22 protein-coding genes are annotated in these 23,977 nt (G+C 33.7%); 3 read left to right on the plus strand and 19 right to left on the minus strand.

Going from position 1 to position 23,977, the window contains the following annotated elements; translation table 11 throughout:
- Positions 1–108: 108 nt before the first annotated feature.
- From Q360_RS0106010 to Q360_RS24485, 6 genes are all read right to left on the minus strand, one after another.
- Positions 109–1,632: a serine hydrolase gene (locus Q360_RS0106010; RefSeq protein WP_027076288.1), complete on the minus strand. Its 1,524-nt coding sequence runs from the start codon at positions 1,630–1,632 to the stop codon at positions 109–111.
- Between the two features lie 73 nt (positions 1,633–1,705).
- Positions 1,706–2,464, minus strand: coding sequence for a helix-turn-helix transcriptional regulator (locus Q360_RS24480; RefSeq protein ID WP_051554589.1), 759 nt, complete (start codon positions 2,462–2,464; stop codon positions 1,706–1,708).
- A gap of 898 nt (positions 2,465–3,362) precedes the next feature.
- Positions 3,363–3,893, minus strand: a complete 531-nt coding sequence (locus Q360_RS0106025; protein ID WP_027076290.1) for a hypothetical protein — start codon at positions 3,891–3,893, stop codon at positions 3,363–3,365.
- A 130-nt stretch (positions 3,894–4,023) separates the two neighbouring features.
- Complete coding sequence (locus Q360_RS22465; protein WP_051554590.1) at positions 4,024–7,314, minus strand: ABC transporter permease/M1 family aminopeptidase; 3,291 nt, start codon at positions 7,312–7,314, stop codon at positions 4,024–4,026.
- Complete coding sequence (locus Q360_RS0106035; protein ID WP_027076292.1) at positions 7,314–8,207, minus strand: ABC transporter ATP-binding protein; 894 nt, start codon at positions 8,205–8,207, stop codon at positions 7,314–7,316. The genes Q360_RS22465 and Q360_RS0106035 overlap by 1 nt, the downstream gene beginning before the upstream one ends.
- Before the next feature lie 59 nt (positions 8,208–8,266).
- Positions 8,267–10,186 (minus strand): ankyrin repeat domain-containing protein, encoded by a 1,920-nt coding sequence (locus Q360_RS24485; protein ID WP_169734631.1) that lies wholly within the window; start codon positions 10,184–10,186, stop codon positions 8,267–8,269.
- A 244-nt stretch (positions 10,187–10,430) separates the two neighbouring features.
- Here Q360_RS24485 and Q360_RS0106045 point away from each other — a divergent pair, with 244 nt between their 5' ends.
- Both Q360_RS0106045 and Q360_RS0106050 read left to right on the plus strand, forming a co-directional pair.
- Entirely contained in the window at positions 10,431–11,219 is a 789-nt protein-coding gene (locus tag Q360_RS0106045) for a sensor histidine kinase (protein ID WP_027076293.1), read from the plus strand.
- The gene (locus Q360_RS0106050) at positions 11,216–11,914 is read left to right on the plus strand and encodes a LytR/AlgR family response regulator transcription factor (protein ID WP_027076294.1); all 699 of its coding nucleotides are present in this window, start codon (positions 11,216–11,218) and stop codon (positions 11,912–11,914) included. The genes Q360_RS0106045 and Q360_RS0106050 overlap by 4 nt, the downstream gene beginning before the upstream one ends.
- 422 nt (positions 11,915–12,336) lie before the next feature.
- On the opposite strand, the gene Q360_RS0106055 is transcribed toward Q360_RS0106050, so the two are convergent.
- On the minus strand, positions 12,337–12,537 hold the full coding sequence (locus Q360_RS0106055) for a hypothetical protein (protein ID WP_027076295.1): 201 nt from the start codon (positions 12,535–12,537) through the stop codon (positions 12,337–12,339).
- A 343-nt stretch (positions 12,538–12,880) separates the two neighbouring features.
- On the opposite strand from Q360_RS0106055, the gene Q360_RS0106060 reads away from it, so the two are divergent.
- Positions 12,881–13,861, plus strand: a complete 981-nt coding sequence (locus Q360_RS0106060) for an IS110 family RNA-guided transposase (RefSeq protein WP_211251582.1) — start codon at positions 12,881–12,883, stop codon at positions 13,859–13,861.
- 124 nt (positions 13,862–13,985) lie between these two features.
- Here the strand turns inward: Q360_RS0106060 and Q360_RS0106065 are convergent, their stop codons facing one another.
- The 12 genes from Q360_RS0106065 to Q360_RS0106120 form a co-directional block, all read right to left on the minus strand.
- A complete protein-coding gene (locus tag Q360_RS0106065; protein WP_027076297.1) occupies positions 13,986–15,422 on the minus strand; it encodes an amidohydrolase family protein in 1,437 nt (478 codons plus the stop codon).
- Positions 15,423–15,796: 374 nt separating this feature from the next.
- On the minus strand, positions 15,797–16,657 hold the full coding sequence (locus Q360_RS0106070; protein WP_262493208.1) for an IS3 family transposase: 861 nt from the start codon (positions 16,655–16,657) through the stop codon (positions 15,797–15,799).
- Positions 16,654–16,824, minus strand: coding sequence for a transposase (locus Q360_RS27355; RefSeq protein ID WP_156950033.1), 171 nt, complete (start codon positions 16,822–16,824; stop codon positions 16,654–16,656). The genes Q360_RS0106070 and Q360_RS27355 overlap by 4 nt, the downstream gene beginning before the upstream one ends.
- Entirely contained in the window at positions 16,752–17,339 is a 588-nt protein-coding gene (locus Q360_RS24490) for a M13 family metallopeptidase (protein WP_084273372.1), read from the minus strand. The genes Q360_RS27355 and Q360_RS24490 overlap by 73 nt, the downstream gene beginning before the upstream one ends.
- A gap of 20 nt (positions 17,340–17,359) precedes the next feature.
- The gene (locus tag Q360_RS25655) at positions 17,360–17,503 is read right to left on the minus strand and encodes a hypothetical protein (protein WP_156950022.1); all 144 of its coding nucleotides are present in this window, start codon (positions 17,501–17,503) and stop codon (positions 17,360–17,362) included.
- The gene (locus Q360_RS26940) at positions 17,504–17,632 is read right to left on the minus strand and encodes a hypothetical protein (RefSeq protein WP_262493205.1); all 129 of its coding nucleotides are present in this window, start codon (positions 17,630–17,632) and stop codon (positions 17,504–17,506) included.
- Between the two features lie 280 nt (positions 17,633–17,912).
- A complete protein-coding gene (locus tag Q360_RS0106090; RefSeq protein WP_036195230.1) occupies positions 17,913–18,353 on the minus strand; it encodes a DUF6326 family protein in 441 nt (146 codons plus the stop codon).
- 822 nt (positions 18,354–19,175) lie between these two features.
- Entirely contained in the window at positions 19,176–20,228 is a 1,053-nt protein-coding gene (locus Q360_RS0106100; RefSeq protein ID WP_027076302.1) for an alpha/beta hydrolase family protein, read from the minus strand.
- Between the two features lie 203 nt (positions 20,229–20,431).
- Positions 20,432–21,487: a hypothetical protein gene (locus Q360_RS24495; protein ID WP_027076303.1), complete on the minus strand. Its 1,056-nt coding sequence runs from the start codon at positions 21,485–21,487 to the stop codon at positions 20,432–20,434.
- A 10-nt stretch (positions 21,488–21,497) separates the two neighbouring features.
- Entirely contained in the window at positions 21,498–21,893 is a 396-nt protein-coding gene (locus tag Q360_RS0106110; RefSeq protein ID WP_027076304.1) for a lipocalin family protein, read from the minus strand.
- A gap of 571 nt (positions 21,894–22,464) precedes the next feature.
- Complete coding sequence (locus tag Q360_RS0106115; RefSeq protein WP_027076305.1) at positions 22,465–23,550, minus strand: DUF418 domain-containing protein; 1,086 nt, start codon at positions 23,548–23,550, stop codon at positions 22,465–22,467.
- Positions 23,550–23,933 (minus strand): hypothetical protein, encoded by a 384-nt coding sequence (locus Q360_RS0106120; RefSeq protein ID WP_027076306.1) that lies wholly within the window; start codon positions 23,931–23,933, stop codon positions 23,550–23,552. The genes Q360_RS0106115 and Q360_RS0106120 overlap by 1 nt, the downstream gene beginning before the upstream one ends.
- Between the last annotated feature and the right edge of the window lie 44 nt (positions 23,934–23,977).

The raw sequence follows: 23,977 nt of genomic DNA on the forward strand, positions 1-23,977 counted from the left end.
TTAAGCACTAAAATTAATAAATCACAAATAGAAAGTCCGTTTTTACTTTCCTAAATAAGCCAGAACCAAAGCAATTAATTTTGTAGGGTGTTACCTTTTTTGTTGTTTTTAATGAATCACTTTGGTAAATGTAAGTCCATTCCAAGTAGCTTTTTCTACCATACTTTCGTTTACTCCAAATTGGACAACTGAACCATTTCCTCCCATTTCAACTCTAAAGGCATTAGTTCTATGTGGGGTTGCTATATCAGATTTAAGATTTCCAATGGTAACTATCAATTTACTTTCTTTAACTTCTTCTACTAGTAAGGTGCCGAATAAATCGCTTCTATAGGTTCCAACATAGGAAGAAAAAGGGAGTTCAAGCTGCCAAGTTCTTTTTGCGATTTTAACCCTATATTCAATATCGGATTTTATTTTTTTATCGTATACTTCATGATATTCTTTTAGTTTTCTTCTATAGTGTGTATCGAGGTCTTCTCGTTTTGAGAAATAATCAAATACATACGCACTGAGCAGCATATTAAGGTCATAGCTAATTCCTCCTTCATTCGCCATTATGACAACACCTACTCCGGTTTTACGCACGAAAGAGAATTGAGGATGCATACCAGTAAAACTGCCAAAATGATGCACTAGTGTATCTCCTAATGGAGTAGTCGCTATGTTCCAACCGTAACCATAACCGAATCGTTTAAGATCAGAATACATTCTATCTTGGTCAGCATGTTTTAACTGACTTTTCTTAACTAAACTTGAGTCAATTATTTGTTTTCCATCAATTTTGCCATTGTTTAATTCTACAATCATCAATCTTGACATATCTTGAGCGGTTGATAGTATACCGCCAGCGGCGTGCATTGTATTGTCTTTTTTTTCTAAAGAAAGACGGGTTAATTGATTTTCATCATTATTTTGGGTGTGTGGTTTTGCAATTTCCCAGCCTTGTTTTATAGCTGTAGACATATGGGTAGTCGTATGATTCATTTTTAGAGGTTCTAGCACCTCTTGCTGAACTAACGATTTCCAATCAGCACCCAACTCTCTTTCCATAATCATTCCTAAGATATTATATCCTAGATTGGTGTATTCAAATTCACCAAAGGAAGCATTGGTATTTACTACCGTGAATTGCGCGAGTTCAGCAAGTAGTTTTTTCCTGTCGTGAAAACCAGTATAGGCGGATACAGTTACTATCGGGTTATTTTCTATTCCAGAGGTATGTGCCATTAAATGTGGAATGGTGATGCTGTCCGCTTTAAGTTTTGGGTCAAAGACAATCTCTGGAAAGAATTCAGCAAGGGACTTGTCAAAGTCAAGTTTTCCTTTAGCTTCAAGAATTAAGGCAGCCATTGCTGTAAACGGTTTGGTCGTTGAAGCAATATAAAAAAGGGTGTTTTTGCTAACCTTTATGTTTTTATCCACATCGGCTAATCCAAGGTATTTCTCAAATATGATGCGGTCATCTTTAACGATCGATATAGCCATTCCATATTGGGCTCCATATTCGTTTGTAGCTAATTCTATGAAATTAGTGAAGGCTTTATTGAACTCAGAATAGTTGGGTTTCTCTGTTTTTGTACAAGAAGAGAATAAGATTATGGATAAGAGCAGTATTCTTGTTATTTTCATAAGTGTTAGATTCCTTAAATGTTTTAATTGGAGCCCAAATTTATGTGATGTTAAGTTTAAAAACTTGAACAAATTAAACATTCAATAAAGTGATTATTTTTTTGGGAGAAAAATCGGTGGATTTTTTAAACTCTCTAGAAAAATGACTCTGGTCAGCATAGCCAGTAGCATAGGCGATTTGAGTGAGGTTATTATTTTGTGCAACCATTTCGGAAACTGCAAAATGTGTTCGTAGTTGTTGCTGATAAGCTTTAATATCAATTTTGTAATACGCTTTAAATGTTCTACCCAAATGTACAGGGTGCATATGTACTTCTTTTGCCAGTTGTGTGATTTGTATGGGCTCTGAAAAATGGGTGTCAATTAATGTTCGGATGTGTTTAATTTTATCGGGGACGGTTTTTTTGATATCTGTTTTATTTGTTATTAACGCTATATCGGTTTTAAGTTGGTTGAGGCTTTCTTTTTTATTTTTGCTTGTTACAATTTTTAAAAAATTCTTTAACAATATGTTTTGTTGAATGATTTCCCAATTTTTAAAGTCGAATCTATAATAATCCCAATCATATATTTTTAAAGATAAAAGTGTGCAGTTTTCCGTAAAAATATCTCCATGAATTAGTCCAGAAGGTTTGATTAAAACACTTCCTGCTTTTATAATTTCGGTTCCAATAGAGGTGTGCTCTATAAGACTTCCAGTAAGTAATAAGCTAACTGTTAAATAGTCATGGTCATGTGGAAGCATATCGCTTTGCTTTTTTTTATAATTTTGACGATTGACTTTTATAGAGTTGTCTTCATAATAGGTCATGTCTGGATAGGCTAATTTCATAAAACATAATAATAAAATATATTCTTTACTGCATTTGATGTTACAGTATAATAAATTGATTTGTTTTACGTGATTGAATACAGGCATTTTTCTTCACAATGAAAGGTAACCTGTTTGTGTATTTAAGTTGCGATTTTTGTGAACGAGGAATTTCCGCTGAAAATTCAGTAGTTTGTGAAAATCGCAACAAACTTTTAGTTTAGCTAAATACAGCAATTTTTTATACACGCTGTTGCCATTTTGTTATTTTTCAGAGTTCAAAATATTCCTGTTAATTCTGATTGAATTAGCAATTCTATACGTACTAAATTCCTCCTTCAGTTCAATTTTTATTTATAATTCAGATAATATTTATCGGAAATTTAATATTTTTCCATCTTAAAATTAAATACTTTATACCCTGCGTAAATTTTTAAAATCATTGAAACAAAAGTTTATTGAATTTTATCAATACAATAGATAGTTTACTTGGTCTATTGCACAGCTTGTGAGTAAAAGCATAGTAATAGACATAATAAAAATGAATCTATTCATAATTTTGGTTTTTCTAATTGTTGCCTACGGCCAAAGCTCGTATGTTTGGTTCTTAGTTTGAAGATAGGATATTTATGAAAACAATATAGAATATAAAGAAGAGAGATTTAGAGACTGGGCTATATACAGTGTCATTGATATCGTTGCATAAATTAACTATTCTTCTATGCGTAGTGAGGGCCGGAAACCTGTTTGTTTTTCAGCTACGCGCTAAGCAAAATCTTTTATTTTTCTTTTTTCTTTTTTCTTTTTTTTCGAAAGCAAAATCAATAAGATTTTGCGGACATCATAAGTATACATAGACCCTGGCGCAAAATCCAAAGACATATTTATCATAGGCTTTGTTAGCAAATGTTTTTTCCGGTCAGTTAGTTTCAATTCCGATATCCGAGAACATTTTTTTTAATTCTGTTATATCCGATTGCGTATTAAATTTTGTCAAATCACGTAATTTTCCATTCTGTAATTCCAAACTGAATCTTTTTCTTCCCAGAATTTGTTTTTCTTTTAATCGCTTTATTTGGTTCAATGGAATTTTTTCGAGTGTTGTCTTTTGTAGTAATACGAAAATGAGAACCGCAATTGATAGAACACCTACAAAAATCCAGGTATACCCAGTCATGTCCAATTGACCATCATTGATATTATATAAATTAAGCCCCGCATTGAATATATTTAAGAGCATTAAAATCCCCAAAATTAAATATGAAGTTTTTAGTCCGTCATTTATTTCTATTGACTTTTCCTGTTCGTTGTATTTAACTTTCATATGTCTTTTTAAATATTTACCAACGGTTTGTGCATGAGGTAGTGGTGATAAAGTAGCACCCACTTTTTGGCTGAATTTAAAAATACAAAAAAGTACAAACTTTCGAGTTTGTACTTTCTTAGCCATTGCTTATGCATTTTGTCAGCAACTGTTATGTTTCTTTCTGCTCTACAATTACGAAAAGGAACGCTATGTTATTTCTTTCCTTCAAGTAAGTAAACCCTTCTAGATTTTTATGAGGCCAATTTAAATAATCTTAATTCGTTTTTAATTCACCAACAGATTCAAAAAGGTCGGTGCTTATATGTTTTTGATGGCTTGGAGCAACAGCTCTAAAATAGCCCAGCAAATCCTCGGTAGTTGGATATCGCTTTGTTTTCATTTTTAGTTTACCATCTATGGTATTCCAATCACTTATAAATCGTTTTAAAGCGAGATTTACATTTGCTTCACCAATCTGTTTCTGAAACTCATACATATTTATCGCGCCTTTTGCATAATAGATATAGTCTTGGTTTTCAACTAATGCCAATGATGGTTCTTGATCCCCTTCGTTGCGTTGCCCTTCTATATATTTATCTTTCTGAAGCTCCAAAAATTGCTGCACTTTTTCTTCAGAATAGTGTTGCTTCAATACCATGGTTGCAGCATATTGCGATAAAGTTTCCAACAGCATAAGTTGTCCTTGAACATTAGCAGCTTCTATTTGCATTCCAAACCATTGATGTGCCAATTCGTGTGCAGTGACATAAAATGCCATATCCACATCTTTATCATCATTAATATTTAAAATGAAACCGATAGCCTCAGAAAAGGGAACGGTTCCAGGGAATGATTGTGCAAATTCTGCATAACGCGGGAACTCAAGAATGCGCATTTGTTCATATTGATAGGGACTAAAATTAGTACTGAAGTAGTCAAACGAAGCCTTCATCGATTCCATCATTCTGTCTAGATTATAATCGTGTTCTTTATGATAATAAATCTCTAAATCTACAGGTTTATTAATCGTACCTGATGTTGGAAGCCAAGTATCCTTTTTAACTTCATACTCCGCTGAAACTATGGAATAAAAGTTAATCATTTGAGTATCCATTTTATAATGGAAATAATTACGATTATTTTCTTTCCAACTCTTCAATAGATTTCCAGGAGCGATAGCGGTCTGGTTTTTATCTGTTCCTATCACAATTTCAAAACGGATGCCATCTGAATCACCTCCAGACCTAGCGTTAACTAACTCTTTGGAATCTTCTCTTTTAGCTTTATTTGATCTAGTTGATAAATTGTTTTCCACGCGATCATTTTTATCTTGAAGTTCATATTTTTTAGTATACCCTAATGTAGGAAAGTCATTATTGTTAAAAAATATACCATTATTTACAATTTTGCTAGAACGACCTTGCTCAAAGCCCTGGGTTGTAAAGAGCTGTTTAAAGCTCATTTTTATGGAATCTCCAGATTGTAAAGGTTGTTTTAATTTATAATTATAATAAAAGAATTCTGAATATCTATTATCAGTAGTTGCTCCACCTTCAAAAGTAACCCCCTCAAGTGCTACCTTTGATTCTAAAAGTTTTTGAATATGAATTTCCTCAATAGCGGTATCGGTTGTGTTTTTTAGTACGTAAACCCCTTCGGCAATATAGTCTCTAGATTTTGGATATAACGCTAGCTTTAAGTTAACAGCTACTATTTTAGGTTGTGGTAGATATTCAAACTGCTTTAATGTTTTCTCATAGCCAACTCTAAATGCTGTCTTTTCAGCATTTGTCCAATGTTCATTTAAGATATTTGTGTTGTAAAATATATAGCTACCAAGCAGTATAAAAGCTACCACTGCAACTAGTCCTAGTTTCAGGACTGATTTACTAATTCGATGTTTGCTTGCTCTTATTCGTTTTATTAAATTAGATTCTGTTCCTCTAACGGAAACAACCGATGCTATAATTAGTAGTAGTATCCCAAATAAAAACCAATAAATCTTGATAATTAGGTATGGCTTCATAAAATGACCATAGCCATTCATATCTGAATACGTACCTATAGAACTACCTCCAAAGAAGTATAAATCATGGTCAAACCCGAAGAGAGCCAAAGTCATATTTAAGATAAAAAACAGTATGGTAACCATGATACCAGCAAATTTATTATTGACTACGACTTGAGCAATGAAGGCAACAAGGGTAAATAAGGCTAGAAACGGTAAGATTTCTAAAAAAAAGCCATAAAAGTACACTTGAAAATTATAGTTGTAATATCCGTTAATGGTTTGAAAAAGGATTCCTGAAATAATCAAAGAGACAATAAGTACAACATAGATGAGTATAAGCCCAAGATATTTACCTGCTATATTTATAAAGTCCGACATTGGACTTGAATCATAAATCAAGTTTAGTTTTACAGATCTTTCCTTCCAAATGAGTTCTCCTGAGTAAAAAATAAGGATAACAAAAAAGAAGTATAAAGACATTTCTCGTAGTTCTTCTACAATAAAATAGGTTGCAGGATAGCTATCAACGCCATACACAGTGCCGAGACTCACTGAATTGATTAAAATGATAATCATCCCACAAATCACAATGGCCCAAAAAGAGGTTTGCTTACAAATACTCACAAAGTAAAACCAAGAGAAATGCATAAGCTGAGACCACTTAGATTTAATGCCATGTTCAAGGCTGAATTCTGGAATTTTGATATCATATTGATGATTAATTTCAGACTCAAGTACTTGTGACTTTTTCTTTTTAGTACGTTTACTTCGAACTACATTGAATTCGAATTTCTTATAACCAAAGCCTAAAATAAGTGCACCCAATGCAACCCAAAATAGCTTATTGTAAAGTAGCACTCCGCTAAAAGGAATTGCCTGTACACTTATTTCTGCTCCTGTCCAAGATTTTGTAAGAGAGGTGAGTGTTGTTAGTGAAAATGGATCTAAAATTGCTTTTAAAGAGTCATTGGTTATTGCCTTAGTCAACATAAAAATAACAAATATGAAAACACCTTGTGTATACACAACCATCAATTTTCTAGTTAATGCGCCAGTTATAAAAAACAGGCAAGCCCCAAAAAACAAAATTGGTAATAGTATCATTACAAATGGCTTCAGGTATGTAAATAAATTGAATGGCAACAAATGATTTGGTTGATGCCAAGGCATGTATTCTCCTAAAATCATTCCGAAGAAAACGCCACTAAACACAAAAAATAGTACTGTAAAAGACCCTAGAAATCGACCTAATAAATAATCTCGCTTTTTTATAGGATTTGAAAATAGGAGGGACTCTATATTATATTCAAAGTCGCGTAAAACGGAGACTCCCATAATCATAGAGGCAATTATCATACAAAACCCGGTAACGGCTCCCATGGTTTTTGCAACAATTAAAGGCGAGTTTTTTTTAACCAAGCTAAAATCCATTCCTTGATACACAAAATCGACGCTAACAATAGAAAATAGTAAAAGGAAAACAAAGAAGATGTAAGTATCTGCTCGCTTTACCCTGTATTTTAATTCGAACTTAAATATGTCGTACCACATCATTATAAAATTGATTTCAGGTTCGTGTTGCTTCCAAATATTTGTGAAAAATAGACATCCTCTAAATCGGCTTTAATGGGAGTAAAGTCAGCACCAGGATTAGTATCGCTAAGTATATGAATGATTGGCTTTCCTAAAAATAGGGTTGAACTTATCACTTGGTAGTTTTGCTTATAGGTTTCTAGTTCAGACTTAACGATTGTTCGCTGATACACTTTGCCTTCTAGCTCTTCAATTATTTTTAGAGGATTCCCTTTCAGCAGCACCTGACCTTGGTTAATTACTGCCATATTGGTGCATAATTCTTTTACATCTTCCACAATATGTGTCGACAGAATTACAACAGTATGCTCTCCGAGTTCACTTAATATATTATAGAAGCGATTTCTTTCTACAGGATCCAATCCTGCTGTAGGTTCATCTACAATAAGGAGTTTCGGGTTGCTAAGTAGGGCTTGTGCAATCCCAAAACGCTGTTTCATTCCGCCGGAAAAACCTCCAAGATTTTGTTTTTTTACCTTATATAGATTCGTCTTGTGTAGCAACGCGTTTACAACATCTTTACGCTCCCCTTTATTAGTAATGCCCTTGAGAACTGCAAAATGATTTAATAATACTTCTGCAGATATTGTAGGATACAAACCGAATTGCTGGGGTAAATATCCTAGAACCTGCCGCACCTCATTTTTCTGTGTAAAAACATCTAAATCACCTAGTGAAATCGTCCCTTCATCCGCTTCCTGCAACGTCGCAATAGTGCGCATTAAGGTGGATTTACCTGCGCCATTTGGACCTAATAGTCCGAACATTCCTTTAGGGATTTCTAGAGAAATATTCTGAAGGGCTTGTACGCCATTTGAATAGGTTTTTGATACATTGTCAATTATGAGTTTCATGCTGTACGTTTTTTGATTTTAGTTCTTGTAATTAATTCTAAGTTCAATTCTGAAGTCGATTATTTTTCAGTCTCACTGGTTTTTAATGCTAATTCCTCCCCTAAAAGATTCCCGCGAGAAAAGACCCCATTTTGCCATAAAAGTATTTCGCCCATGGTGCCACTTTTCATATTGGCATCTATTACTATAACCTTCCCGTCATAGTGCATTTCAATTTCCTTATGTGTGGTATGACCAACGACAATAGTTGAAATCTTGAAATGCTTTAACAATGCATCGATTTGACCGTTGGTGGCTAGTTCCCCTTGAAAATAACCTCTGTAGTATATGGGGCCGTTGGCTCTATGAAGAAAGCCTCCAAGTTCATTGCGGTTTTCATCTAATTCACTTGCTACTAATTGTTGTTTGAATTCACTGTTAATTTCTTCTATAGACAAGCCTTTCTCTACTAAATCGGGATGCAATCCACCATGAGTAAATAGGATGTTATTTATTTTCACTAAGACTGGACGTGTGCGCAACCAATCTCCTAAAACAGTCCTTTTATTAAAAAGCGTGTTAAAAGGTGTTTTCAATATCTTTGCGACTTCCGTGTATTTTGGATGTACGGAACGCAGATTTCCATTAAGTACCATAACATCGTGGTTTCCTAGTAGCACATGTAACTTTCCGCCTTTTTCTTCTGCTTGCTTTTCTAAATCATATAAAAACCATAAGACTTCAGTAACCTGTGGGCCTCTATCAAACATATCTCCTGCAACCACAAAGTGTCCATTTCCAAAGCTCCATTTTCCCTGGTTATCAATAACACTATTATTTTTAAGCAGTTTTATAAATGTATCATACTGACCGTGAATATCACTTACAGCTGCAATTTTGACATTTCCATTATACGCTAGTTGTTTAACTTCTTCGGGAGTATTTCCCCATAGTTTGGCTTTTACACCCTTATATTCAATTATTTTAGAATCTTGAGTACTGATCTTTTGCCTATGCGTTTCACTTTTATTTACCCAATATGCAATGCGTCCTGTTTCAGATTGTATTACATAGGGGCCATCACTAACGCCTTCGTAGGGCATGTTAAGAACCTCCAGAATCTCCTTTATGTTCTCTTTTTTTGCCAAGTCTATGGCAGAATAATCCCCTTTAAGTTTTAGGCTAGGATTTGCACCATTATCCACTAATAACTGTAACGCTTCTGGGTCCCTTCCTTTAATAGCAAATACAATTGCTGATTGCTTCTCCGCACTGATAAAATTCACATCAGCCTTATACGCAATAAGTTCTTTAACCATTGTATGATTTTGATACGCAACGGCATACATTAATGGCGTTAAAGCATCCGTTACTACATTAGGATTAGCACCATTTTCAAGTAAATAGGTAGCTACTTTATGTGTTCTATCCTTTTTTATGGCCGTAAAAAGCAAGGTTGTTCCTTTTCCATAAAGGGAGTCTATAGCATTTCCTTTTGATAAAAAGGTTTTAACCGCTTCCACATTTCCAAGGGCAATCTCTTGTTGAATATCTAGTGTATCGCCATTCGATACTTTGGTGTAACGCTTGCTTAACTGTTCTTCCGTTAATTCTCTGGCCATATAAAGTACCAATTGCTTGCCGCTTTGTGAACTCCAAGTTCCCTTTATTCCCGTTTCTGAGATTACACCTGAAAAGCTACCCTCTGAGTGAACAGAAAAACGGAGAGTCGTTTTATTAACTATAAGTTCTTGCATAGGAATTGTTGCAACTCCTTTTGAAGCTGGCCCCATAAAGCCAATACGTTGACCTTCATTAGAGGTCTTGAAGTTCCATAGGATTCCTACGGAGGTATTCTCATTAACAACTAAATTTCCTTCCCATTTCCCTTTAATAGATGTACTGATTTTTTCGTTTAGAGGTAGCTCTTGTGCTGAGGTAGGGGAGTTAAAAACAAATAGTAGTATAAGGGAACACATAAAATTAATTAGCTGTGGCATCTTCATAGGTTTTAATTGGTTATTGAATTTTAAACTGTACATTTTTTGATTGATGATTGTTGGCAAACATATGTAGGATGTACTTTGTAAGAAAATAAAAGTGATGTACCTCCTTTAAGGAGTGACACATATACTGCTGCAAGTAATGAAGGAACTTTATCCCTATTTAGAAGTGTTTTAACCTGCTGATGCTATTGTTTATCAACTAATTTGTAAGAGGCGTTTGGTTTAAGTATCATTGAGCATGAAATGGAGTGTAAATAATTTTTTTAGACGTATTCCTAAATGGCTATTTTGGTCATTTTTGATAGTAAATGCTTTTATTATTCTGATCTTTAATGATTTTTTTGGGGATAGTGAAATCTTCGGGATACTTGCTTTTTTTTATTTTCTTCTACTGATTTTTTTATTGAGCAGATGGATCTTTAAACAGATAAGATCTTTAATAAATCTTAAAAATGAAAAAGCTAAAACGGAGTTACTTCATTTGAAAAGTCAAGTAAATCCACATTTTTTCTTTAATACACTCAATAATTTATATGGTCTTGTTGGTACAGACACTAAAAAAGCGCAAGAGTTAATCCTTAAGCTTTCAGATATGATGCGGTACAGTATTTATGAAGGTGAAAAAGAGGTGGTAACACTTAAAGCAGAAGTTGATTATTTATACAATTATATTGCCCTTCATAAAATGCGTTATCACAAACAAATTGATGTTACGTTTAAAGCTGAAATTGAAGATAATTACAAAGTGATGCCTTTACTTTTTATTATTCTATTAGAAAATGCTTTTAAACATGGGGTAGAGAACTTAAGTAAAGATGCTTATGTTTATATTGATATAAATACAAAGGACAAAAAGGTGTTTTTTGAAATTGAAAATAATTTTGACCAAACACTCCCAAAAGAAGATAAGGGAATTGGATTGAAAAATTTAAAACGACGATTAGAATTGGTGTATCCTAAAAAACATGCTTTATCTTTTTCTACAACAGAAAATGTGTACAAAGCAAAATTAACACTGCAGTTATGATTAAATATCTAATTATTGACGATGAATATATAGCTCATGATATTATAAAAGGCTACTGTGACTTATTGCCAAATATGCAGTTAATGAAAAACTGTTACGATGCTTTAGAAGCCAATGAATATTTGAATAATAACACCGTTGATTTAATTTTTCTAGATTTAAATATGCCAAAACTAAAAGGCTTTGAATTTTTAAAAACACTGAGTTCACAACCAAAAGTAATTGTAACCACAGCTTATAAAGAATTTGCGCTTGAAGGGTACGAACTTAATATTTCAGATTATTTATTAAAGCCATTCGGTTTCGAACGTTTTTTAAAAGCAATCAATAAAACAGTCAACACAACCAACAAAATAACGCAATCTATTGTCGGTAACAATGCTGCAGTTTCAAAAAGTATTTTTCTTCGAAGTAATAATAAGTACAATCAAGTAATAATTGATGCCATTCAATACATTGAAGCTGCCGGAAATTATACCAAGGTGATTACCGTTAATGAAACTATTACGATTAGGGAAAAGATTTCAGATGTTTTAGAGTTATTAAATGATATCGATTTTATCCAAGTCCACAAATCGTTTGCGGTATCAAAAAAGCACATAAAGAGTATTGAGGGTAATCGCATTTTTATTTCTGAAAACAGTATTCCTATTGGAAAAACTTACAAAACAAATATTATTCAATTATTGAAGTAGCTTGTTTCTAATAGTTGCTAACGGCAAACTATATGTAATGTGCTTTAGCTAGTTCAACGTTTAAAATTACGGCACTAACTGCCCAAGTTTCACAAAACTAAAATGCTCGCCGCAAGGCATATTATATATAGATTGTTGGGGTTAGTTTTTGATTATTTTGTTTAAGAATAAGTTGAAAGCTATAAAAGTTTATAAATAGCATTGCGATGAGTAGACCATTCAGAAATTAGGTTATTGTAAGTATCAGAGTCTTTAACTGTAGCTGATTTGTAAATTTTTTCAATGTAGATGGTATAATCATTTACTTTATCAGCAATTTCTGGTTTATTAAGAATAGGTGATAAGCCCCTAGCTTGATATGCTTCATGTTCGGCATTGACTAGAAGTTCAAGGTTTGCTTCACCCTTGTCGTATGTTATAGTTTATCTATTCACCAAAGTTTCTGAGTTTTCAATGTAGGCAACTATTTCTTTCACGGTAGACCTTAATTCTGCATTTCCAACTTTTATAAGTTCATGATTATGTTTCTGTCCGTTAATAAAATAAGCACTAATACCAGTTATTAACGCTCCTAAACCAATTTTTACAGCAGTGTCGATTATTTTAATTAATTCTTTTTCCATTTTAGATGTGTATTAACCCCAACGTTTATGTATAAGGTTAGTTGCGTGGTTAAGCACCTAATGTAGCAAATGAAAACCGAATAGAAAATCCGCGTGGATTTTCGTAAGTAGGCTAGAGCCAAGCAATTAATTATACACGTCTTAAGTCTGATTCCTTAACTTTTAGGATATACATCAGAAAGAACAAAAGAGAGCATTAAGGGTACTATATACGGTGAAGCTTTAGACTTCGACAACATGGATAATCCCCGCTCTTTTACTACTTAGACCATGTTCAGTTCTGTGAGACTTTAGATCTCGTTTTCAAGTTGTTGTGAGCAGAAGTAGCTGGTTCTTTCATACAATAGTACGTAAGAATACATATAACGAAACTTTCGGAGTCGACATCAGTAAAGATGTCTTTGATGTATATGGTAGTACCGTAGGACACGACCAGTATAAAAATGATGAATCCGGGTTTCGGAAGTTCCTTAAAGCGTTACCGGATACTTCATTGGTTGTTATGGAAGCAACTGGGTATTACCATTATCGTCTTGCACAGTTTCTTTACAAAAATGGGATTACGGTACCGGTTGTGAACCCCTTATCCGTAGAGCGTTTTATACAAATGAAATTGGCCAAGGTGAAAACGGATAAGAGCGATGCCAAGGCCATTTGTGAATACGCCTTAATCAATGAAGTTCCTCTTTACAATGCTTTGACGGATATCCAGAGTGAATGCTTACAATTGTTCAGATTATTGGATGCTTATTTAAAACAACGTACCACAACTAAGAACAAAATACATGGAGAAGTTGTTTTGGGCGTTCCATCAAAGTTTGTTTATCGTTCCTTGATACGGAACAAGAAGCAGCTTAATAAAGAGGCGACAGCTATCGAATCAATGATTCTATCATTGGTAAAAGTGGATCAACAAGAACAATTGACCTTGTTGACGTCAATACATGGAATAGGGCAAAAGACAGCGTTGTTTTTAATAGTTGTTACTGATGGTTTTAGCAAGTTCGAAACAGCATCACAGCTTTGTAGTTATGTTGGTATAACCCCAACGATACGTGAGTCGGGAAGCAGCGTTAGAGGTCGTGCACGAATAAGTAAGGTCGGCAACAGAAAGCCTCGAAATGTATTGTTTCTATGTTCCTTCAATGCTTGTAAACACAACAAGGCATGCAAAGAGGTATATGAGAGAATCGTAAACAAGGGGAAGCGTAAGAAGTTAGCATTGATAGCGGTCGCTAACAAACTGCTTAAACAGTCTTTTGCTATCGCAAAATCTGGAAGGCCTTACGATGAAACTTACGTTTCTGTGCTGCGAGTAAAGTAGTTTAAAAACATCAATAATAAAGCTCAAAGAATCATTAAAGAGAAGCTGTGGGCCTAAAGTATTAGTGTCTTGAATTAATGAAGAAAAGAGTTGTTTTTTACCTCAGTTCTTTGCTAGCGGTAGTTTATCTTTCAATTATCAAATTTTCTAGATATCTAACAGCAGAGGCAATTAAGTTATTACGATTCCTTGCCTTTTCTTCAAATGAATCGAGGGTCTCTTTATTTAATTTTCTCCCCTTTATAAATACATCTGTAGGATTTTGTAATGCAGACAAGTTTAATAAAGGATTATCATCTATTAACATAAGGTTTGCAATTTTGCCAACTTCAATTGTGCCCATTTCATTCATAATAGAATGAGTCTTTGATGCATTCACTGTGGCTGTTTTTAGCACTTCATAATTGGAAAGACCAGCCTCTTTGTAAAAAGCAAGTTCTTGATGAATAGAAAACCCCGGAATAGTTACGCCTATTCCGGCATCAGTTCCACAGATGAAAGTAACACCAGCTTCATGGAGTTTGTTGATGATTTTTAAATGAAAATCATGTTGCTTTTTTATTGTTTGCACAATGGAAGAATCTCTTAACTTAGTAGTATACCATCGTTCAAATTGAGCTTTACTATCAACTTTTTTAATAAGAGGATTCATGAATTTCAGTTGCTCTGATTCTAAAATATCATCATCAATAAGCATTTGATAAATATTATTGTAAACTGTCAAAGTGGGACTAAAAGAACTATGTTTTGATTTCCTGAAATCATTAATCACTTCTTTTAATTTTAATGTGTCTGATAAATTATAATTTAATGGTTGCTGAATAATCTCCTCTGCGTGTTCTATTGACTTTATTTGTGGATTAAAATGATAAGCGTAAGGTACTTTCTGTGAAGGATGTGCAATGATATCCATATTAGATACTATTGCTTGTTCAATAACAGCACCGAATAAATCTTCTGTTATACCATAATAGGTTTTAATAAAATCATATCCCCTGTCCTTATATGAAATCACTTTTTCTTTAGCTTCACTAGGGCTTTCTATATTTAAATTATCATCTCCGATAAATTCTGGACCTGTAAGTTTAGGTCCCGAAGTAAAAAACAGGGGTGAAATGATTTCGTCATTATTTACATCTTCCTTAAGTCTTAAGTGCATTGGCATACCCCATAAATTCCTTACTGCTGTGACACCATTTGATAAATATAAACCAAGTTCATATCTGTCCCATATATGAACATGCATATCTATAAGACCAGGGGTTAGGTATTTATCTTTTGCATCTATAATTTCAACATCTTTAATTTTAATCTCCTCTGTAATGTTTTGAATTATACCACCTTTGATATACACCATTTTGTCAACTAAAATAGTGTCTTGATTCATTGGAATTACATTTACATTGGTTATAAGAAAGGAATTATTATTAGTAGAGTTATTATTTTCAACTTTTAAGTAATTAGTACTTTGTTTATCTACTAAAAGTATTGTGACAATGGATAGTAGCAAAACTCCAATAATTATTACAATGAATTTAAGAATTCGTTTTACTATTTTCATATTTAGGTCAATTACTGCCGACGTTTAGTATACGGCAAGCGACAAAAAAGGGAAAGCCCCGAAGATTATCTTACTTTTTGCCACATAGTACCGTTAACGGTTATTTATAAGAAACGTAGGGTTATAAATAAGCACTTTCGTTTCGGTTTATTACTTCGCTAAATATAAATATTTTTTCTTCTATAATAGCCAAATTTTATATTCAGCGAACTTTTTTAATAGTCACAGACCTTTGAATTTAGCACAAACGCCCTATTTTTTTATACAGTGTTACCTGCTGGTTTTTTTCGTGATTCTATTTATTCTACACTATATTTTTTGAGTTGGCAAATCGAATAAATTCTGAGAGTAAATTCAGTGACTTCCTCCCATATTTAGATGCCGATCATAACAAGAGAACCCGAGCTATTTTCATTCATTTCGATATACGCGTTCGGGGCCATGTCCCCCAACGAGTTGTGCGGTCTAAAGCCGTTATAACCTTCTCTCCAAATATCGAATTTTTCTTGTGTATCCGCCAGCAAGAAGAACCAGTTTGCATTGAGGCATTCATCCCTGAACGAATCGTTAAAGCTTTCTATAAACGGATTATCGGTAGGCTTTCCAGGTCTTGCGAAGTCAAGTTCGACATTGTTCTCATAGGCCCATTTATCCAATACTTTACTGATAAACTCGCTTCCATTATCCACCTTTATACGTTTGGGAAATACTTCTTTACCAAAGGTAATCGATTCCATGACTTGCACAACGTCATTTCCTTTAAGCGACTTTCCCGTATAAATCGCAAAGCACCTTCTACTATAATTATCCACTACAGTTAAGGCCCTGAACCGATTGCCGTTATAGCGCTGGTTACAGACAAAATCCATGCCCCAACACTCATGTAAGCTAGAGGCATTGCCCTCAATTGGTTGCCTATGTGCGGCGGAACGGTTACGTTTTGGACCCTTGCTCCAAAGGTTCAGCTCCTCCTCGCAATAGCTCCTGTACATGCGTTTTTGGTTGTCTATAAACCCCTCTCTTTTTAAAAGGATATGGATACGCCAAAAACCATTGCGCACTCTTACAGAGGCTATCTCGTTCATTCGCATGCGCAATACGTCATCGCTACGCCCCTTGGCCTTGTAATAGAAAACACTCTTATGCAGCAATACGAGCTTGCAGCAACGCTGGATGGAGCAATTATACTCCATCCTGATGTTATCGACCATCCCATGTTTTCGGGACGGCCTCAGAACTTTTTTTTCAGTACGTCTTGAAGGAGCTGCTTGTCAAGGCTAAGTTCGGCGACCAGCTTCTTGAGCTGCGAGTGCTCATCCTTCAGGTTCTTTAACCTGCGTAATTCAGAGACCCCAAGACCCCCATATTCCTTTTTCCAATTGTAAAAGGTGGCCTCACTAATACCCCAAGATTTTTTTCATCTTTCATACCAGCTTCTTGAGGGTAGGCCGACCAATTTAAACTCGGCATAATGTTTGAAAATGTATCCGTCGGAAACATAGAATACAAACTGACCAAATCTCTAGTCTTTTCCTTTTCTAAGTGTTTTTCTGCAATTGCTGTTTCAATTGACATGATTGTCGCAGAAGCCTTTTCAGCATCTGGTAAACCTGCCAAATCAAACATTTTCGAAATATGTTCAACATATGGTGCTCTAATTTGCTTAGACCGTTCGTCATCTTTTAGATAGTAATCACGGTCTGGCAATCCTAAACCTTCCTGCCAGGTGTATAATGTATAAACAGTTGGGTTTTTAAAATCTTGGTATACAAACAGAGATAAGGGTACGCATACATCATATTTATTTACATAAGCAAAATATGAAGCCAAATCATCATAAGTTTTTATGGCGTCAACTTTATCAAATTCAGGTTGCAAAGCAGAAGTACCAAGTTTATTTATTGTTTCAAGATCTATATATGATTTGTAAAGATTTCCTACCTTTTCTTCACTGTACCATTTTCAAATTCTCCGGATGCCGATGCTTCTATAATTTCCTTAACATTACCTTCTGATTCTTCATGCAGTATGTATGCAATACCATAAGAAGATTTATCGGATTGGATTTCAGTATCTTTCATTCAGGTACCATTCACCAAAGCAGTAAAATCATCTCCAGGCTTCACAGAAATATCCATATATTCCGTTAAAATTCCAGAGGTATGTACTATCTCTTTTTTATCTTCTTTAATATCACTTTTACAGCTCATGCATGCAAGCAATACAAAAAGCGATAAAATTTTGATTACAAATTTTGATGCTACATGATTAGTTTTAGTTTATGTTTTATTTGCTTATAACGGTTATTATAAAATTAGTAAGGAATTAAAATGCACTTACTTTTTGGATTTTCACTTAGCTAAATTCACAATTTTCGTTTTACTTTTCTTCTTTAAATCGTCAAATTGGCGGATTTTATTGATGTACACTAACTTTATGTTTTTCGCATAACCCTTATTGTTTTTATACTGTTGTACTGCGGTACTAATATTACTTTAGCTGTATAGGCCATTTCCAAGCAACATAAACAATTAGTAAAGTTATGGCAATTTCAATACTACTAAGAAATACAAAAAAATACATGATTGGTGGGTAAGAAAAGAGTGCCAAAACTAAAATTACAGCTATACTGTAAAGTCCACCGACTATAATATTTATGAGTCTACTTATTTTGGCATTTAACATTATAGAAAGTAGAATCATTAAAGATGGAATTGTTATGAAAATAGAAGCTGCGACTAAACTCATTGGTGTTGTTTTTCCATCGTCTGTTTCTCCTTTCAACAAGCCTTTTAAATGTTCTGGCTCCCAAGTATAAAATAAGTCACCATAGATATAAAATATTAACAAAGTAATCCATAAAATGGATAATTGGAGTTTTACATTAATAGAATATTCTTGAAAAATATTTTTTCTTCTGTTTTTACTCATAATTTTTATTTTAAATTCTTTTCTATGAAGACTTAAATACAAGAAAATTGTTACCGAGATGTTTTAATGCTTTTTCAGTTTTTATATTAGAAAATTTCTCTACTATTGACTCGTTGTTTATGAAGTACAACGGAAGTTTGCGCAGCAACTCTATTTGGATTAAAAAAAAATGAATCGATTGGGATTTAGGGCGTAGCTAAAGTACTTTTCTACGTTTTATCTGAATGGGGATTTAATGTCTGAAATAGAAGGAAGTCTGTCCTAGGGACCGATATTTTATCTAACAGGGCAAAAAATATGGGGACAAGCCTTTTTAGCCTGTTTTTCAACACTTTTGGGTCAAAAATGGACACAAGTCTTTTGAGATTGTAGCATATCATGATCAGGTTCACCTCCCAGAGCACGTTCTGTTTTCCTTTCATTAAGGTATGGGTGAATCCCCATTACCTTTTTAGGATACCGAACTGATGCGCTGTTCTTTGTTGCCTGAGCCTATAGTATTCCGTCTTCTCCTCCAATACCTCCTGATAAATGGAGCGGTCTATGAACCGTCCGTTTTATTTGCGGTACATAGATGTCTTACGGTGCATGTCTTGCAGGCGGGTCAGTTCTTGTAATGCTTTACCTTACTTACACGATTAAAGAACACCTTACATTTATCAGTAAAAAAATAAAAAGTGACCTAGTAGAACTAGGTCACTTAATTATTTTTAAAATGGATAAAATAGCAAGTGAAACTTATTTTTTAGATTGAAAATAGTTCGTCATTTCAAAAAAGATTCGCTGGATAAACATATTAATTGTTTCTATGTTTCTCAAATATTACTTCGAATTTTGAATTACAAACGCACTAATATCACTTAAGACATCGTTGACAAACGCTCGCTTTCCAAATAATTCTAATTTAACTAAAAAGCCAATCCCTGGATGCATAGCACTAAAGTGTTTACTTTTTAATAAACCGTGTTCTGCTTCTGGATATATTTTTAATTGGTAATTATCAGTATTATTTGTTGAAAAAATACGCTCATAAGTTTGATGAGATTCTTCAAAGTCAACATTCAAATCCTCTGATCCAAATACGCCAAAAATGGGGCATTGAATATTTTTTAAGTCTTGCTCTGCATCACTTAAAATATTTTTTTTAACAAAATAAAATCGATTTTCGCTCATAAAGTCGCAACCCTCTTCTTGTCCATTTTTACATTTTTCTTTCTGGTATGCTACATAGTCGGAATACGTACTCGTAGCATTGAAAATAATAAAATCAATTTCATTTTGTCTTACCCCTGCTTCAATTGCCTCTTTATTAGCACCTTCCAACTCCATTCTTGTTCGAGTTAAATAGTTGCTTTGTCGTTTCCAGTTAATCGCACCGGAGACGCTAATGATGAAATCTGGATAATCTGATAAAGTCGCTACTTTTGGCATTACCCATCCTGCTTGACTAAAGCCTATTAATCCAATAGAAGAAAAATCAAAACGAGGATCTGCTTTCATAAAGTCAATAGCGGCAATCACTTCATTTGCTCGATCTTCCATAGATTGATTGAGCCATTTTCCGGTACTTTCGCCTATGCCTTTTTTATCCCAAGACATGCTTGCAATGCCTTTTTTTGCTAATTCATTCCATATATGTTTGTAATAGCCGTAAGCATCTCGTGGTAGTGCTCCGTCACCATGAACAAAGATGACCAAAGGCGTTTTCTCTCCAAGGCTATACTTTTTATTGGGTAAATTTACAACTCCTTCAATGGTGTCTGATTGAAATTGAAAATGGATAACTTGACTTTGGTAATTTGTTTTTCCCCACAAAAAAATAGTGGAAACTAGGAGTAAAATTATAAGGATAATTATTTTTGATATTTTATTCATTGTATAAGTTTAAGTAATAAATGCCGCTTTTTAGGAGCACTCATTTAACGTACTTTTTTTTGCTTTTGGCTTAAGCTTGGTTTAGTTCTGAATGCGTATTTTGCGAACATTTAAATAAGGATATTAATCTTGTGAAACTCATTTTATGAATGTTTTAATTTTAGTTATGTACTTATTGCGTTTGCGTTCTGAAATAAATTCAATCAAAAATTAAATCCTAATTCTAACTGAAATCCAAAATTTTTATTGATTACTTTCGACGTTTGCCAGCGTTGAAAAATTCCTGCTCCAATTACAATTCCAAAATCTTTCCATGGAATTATTTTCACTCCTTGACTTGCACCAAGACCTATTAAAAAGTTGTGGGACTTTTTTTCTTTTAAATCTCTTAAGACTTCCATTCCGATCGGTACATTTACACCGATATCTAAATAAAAACCAGGAGCTATTTTGAGAAAGCCATTGAACCCGAAACCAAAGGCATACGAATCAACCGAACTATAGCCGCGCTCTTGTAGTATATTTGACTTCGCCCTAGATTGACCGTAGCTTAGTACAAAAGGAATAATTAAGTCTTTTTCGTGGTCTGAAAACCCTGTGTAGGCAACATTCCAACCTTCATTATATCTATCCGTTAACCTTTTATATGTCAACAGATTAAACCACTTACCTAGTGGGGAATAGGCTTCATAAGTAGCAACATCAGGGGTAAGATTAACGTTACCCGTGTTTATGTCTGTATTCGCTTTTTGTGCAGTAATGAAGCTCCGTAAGCAAGATTCTAATGCTGCTCGGATTCTTTTTTCGTGGGTTTCGTAGATTTCTGTTACATTAGATTCTGGAAAAACCTGATCCTCATAATGAGCTACTTTATAAAGTGCTTTTCCACTCTCTGTATAAAAATGAAGCTCAACATAAACCCTCGCTGTTCTCTGATCAATACTTGTTTGTACCTGTTCAATTTTTAAATTGTTAATCCTTATGTTTATGGGAGTTTTATCACTTGCTGCAAGTAGTGTAACATCCATAAATTTTTTAATTGTAAGTTCAGTTCCATCTAAAAAACGTAAGGTCTCTTTATTTCCAAAATCATCTTCTATCACCCCAAGGTGCATTTCTTGACGATTATCAACAACGTTTTCTATATAAAAATTCTGATTCTTAATTTCGAATGGAGTCTTTTTTAAAGAAATCGTTGTTTGCGAAAAACAGAAAGAAACACTAAAAAAAACTACTAAAATATTTATTATTATTTTCATCAATTAAGGATTAAATAGGGTTATTGTAATGTACTTCTACATCACTAATTTCATTAATATCGTACTTTAGTACTAAAGCTCTTTTTGATATTGATATGATGTAAGCTTTTATCTTTTCACCATTTTGATCAATCATTAGCACATAAGCACCATTTACATTTAGGATAAAAGTTCCTTTTTCTTCTTTGCCTTCTGATTTTGAAGTATACGTCATGTCTTCTTTAAAAAGAATATAATCGTCTTTTTCCCTTTTGTTGGGCGGGTAATCCTTACTATCCATTTTATAGGTATCTAAGAACCAGGTATTGAATAGCATATTTGTTTCACTCTGTTGAATGGATGTTTTGTCCACTATAGACAGTATTAAAAAGTTAGTAATGATAAGCGTCCAGATATAAATTTTCATTGGTATTGTTTTTATTTGTTTATCAATTATGGGGCAAAGATATTTTGCAATAAAGAATAAAGTGATTCTCCCTATAATGTGAGACAAAAAAAAGTGTCTTCCTTTATCGGGAACACACATTTAATACTATTAAAATATTTGTATACAAGTAGTTAAGTAAGTAAAAAAAAAGCCTATTTAATATACCTGAAAAACAATTAATCATGCATACCCGTGTTCTTTATACCATCCGAAATTATCGTGATAACTGTTTTTCTTGTAAAAAGTTAGGAGGTAAAACGTAACAAAAGAATGCTACATATTTCAAATTTATAGTTTCTGATATTTTAATAGATGAAACAAACCTGCTCAAAATTTAGCATCTAAAGGAATCATTAATGGTGAATAGCGTTTGACCATTGAAAAATAAGGAATAAAGCCACCTGAAAAAAACCTCATTATACGCTCGGAACAAAATGAGTTTTATAGGTTCAGCCACTTAGTATCAAGCAAAATACGAACACAACAACGGAAGATGAGCACGTGCACTTTTTCAGGTCGAAAAAAAAGCGTTAGCAGTTTGCATTGGATTTCATCCTGTAATTTTTCGCATGATATTCTCCAGAGGGCCTTTTTTAAATTTCATACACCATATATGAGAAAAAAATATAATTATAACGCTAAAAAAAATAGCATAAACTACGGTAAATTCAATAGAAAATGCCCCCTCTAACTTATTAAAAAACAATTTAATAGCAAGCATTCCGATGATAATGTGAAAGAAGTAATTACTTAATGAAAGCTGTCCTGTGCTTACCATCTGCTTTATAAAAAGAGTATGCGATAATTTAGTACTAATGTATATAGAAATTGAAATAATAAAAACAGCTAAACTAGAAGCTGTAATCATATAAAAAAACGATGGTGGCATTGGTGTTGTCCCTAAAAGATATGTAACGTCTGACACCTCATTTGGCGATAATTGACTTAGGGTGCCAATTAAAAATATTGAAATACTTTTAAAAACAACAAAAAGTATTAGAGAAAATAGGGTTACGCGATGTCTTATCTTCGCATCATTAAAATTTATCCTTCCAATCCAAATTCCTGTTAGAAGAAAAGCAATCCAAGGGAAAACCGGATGAAAGCCGTTCAGAAAAGAATTGCGGAAAAATCCGTTTACGGTAAAGAAATCTGCGTATTCTAAAGTATTCCAATCCCAACCTGCATCATAATTAAAGAATAACATAGAAACCGAATAAGCTATTATTAACAAAAAACTTAATGATAGTAGCCATTTGCGGGAGACGGACAAAAACAAAACTCCTATTGGTAAATACAGACCATAATAATGTAAAATATCAGCAGGCCAAATAGAATAATAGCTCAAACCTACAACGAAAAGGAATGCAGCTCTTTTTAGTAGGATTATTTTTACTTTTTTTATTTCGCCCACACCGTTTTTAGCTTTTGCTTTTCGATACATTAAAGTCATACCAACACCCGCAAGAACCACGAAAAGAGCCGCTGCTTTACCCGATACTAATTCTACCAACTGGTACAAATATGCATCAGTTTCTGCGACCATTACGGTCTTGAAATTCACGAATATCATTCCAATGATAGCAAGACCTCTTGCAAAATCATAGCCTAAAATGCGATGCGTTTCTCCTGTCATTATTTTATTGTTGTATAATGAATGTCCACGCCGTCCATTTCTTTAATGTCAATATTCAAGACCATCTTACTAATTGATAGCGTATCAATAGTAATTTTTATGCCATCTCTTTTATTGTTAAACAAAGTAAAATGGTTTTTCTCAGTATTGAAAGTCCATTTTCCTGATGTTTTTATCCCCTCATCCACACTCACATAAGTCATATCGCTTTTTAGCAAAAGATAATCGTTCTGTTCTTTTTCATCAGGTTCGTAAGCCACCCACATAACTTCATATTTTTCCAGATACCACTTTTTACAAAGTGTTTCTTTGTTTACAGTTTGTGAAAACCCACTGATATTTAAAAAGATAAGGAGTACAGGTGTTAATAGTATTTTCTTCATGGTATACGATTTATAAAAGATTTGAATGGATTACCTCAATACGT

Source organism: Maribacter antarcticus DSM 21422, from assembly GCF_000621125.1.
Taxonomy (GTDB): domain Bacteria; phylum Bacteroidota; class Bacteroidia; order Flavobacteriales; family Flavobacteriaceae; genus Maribacter; species Maribacter antarcticus.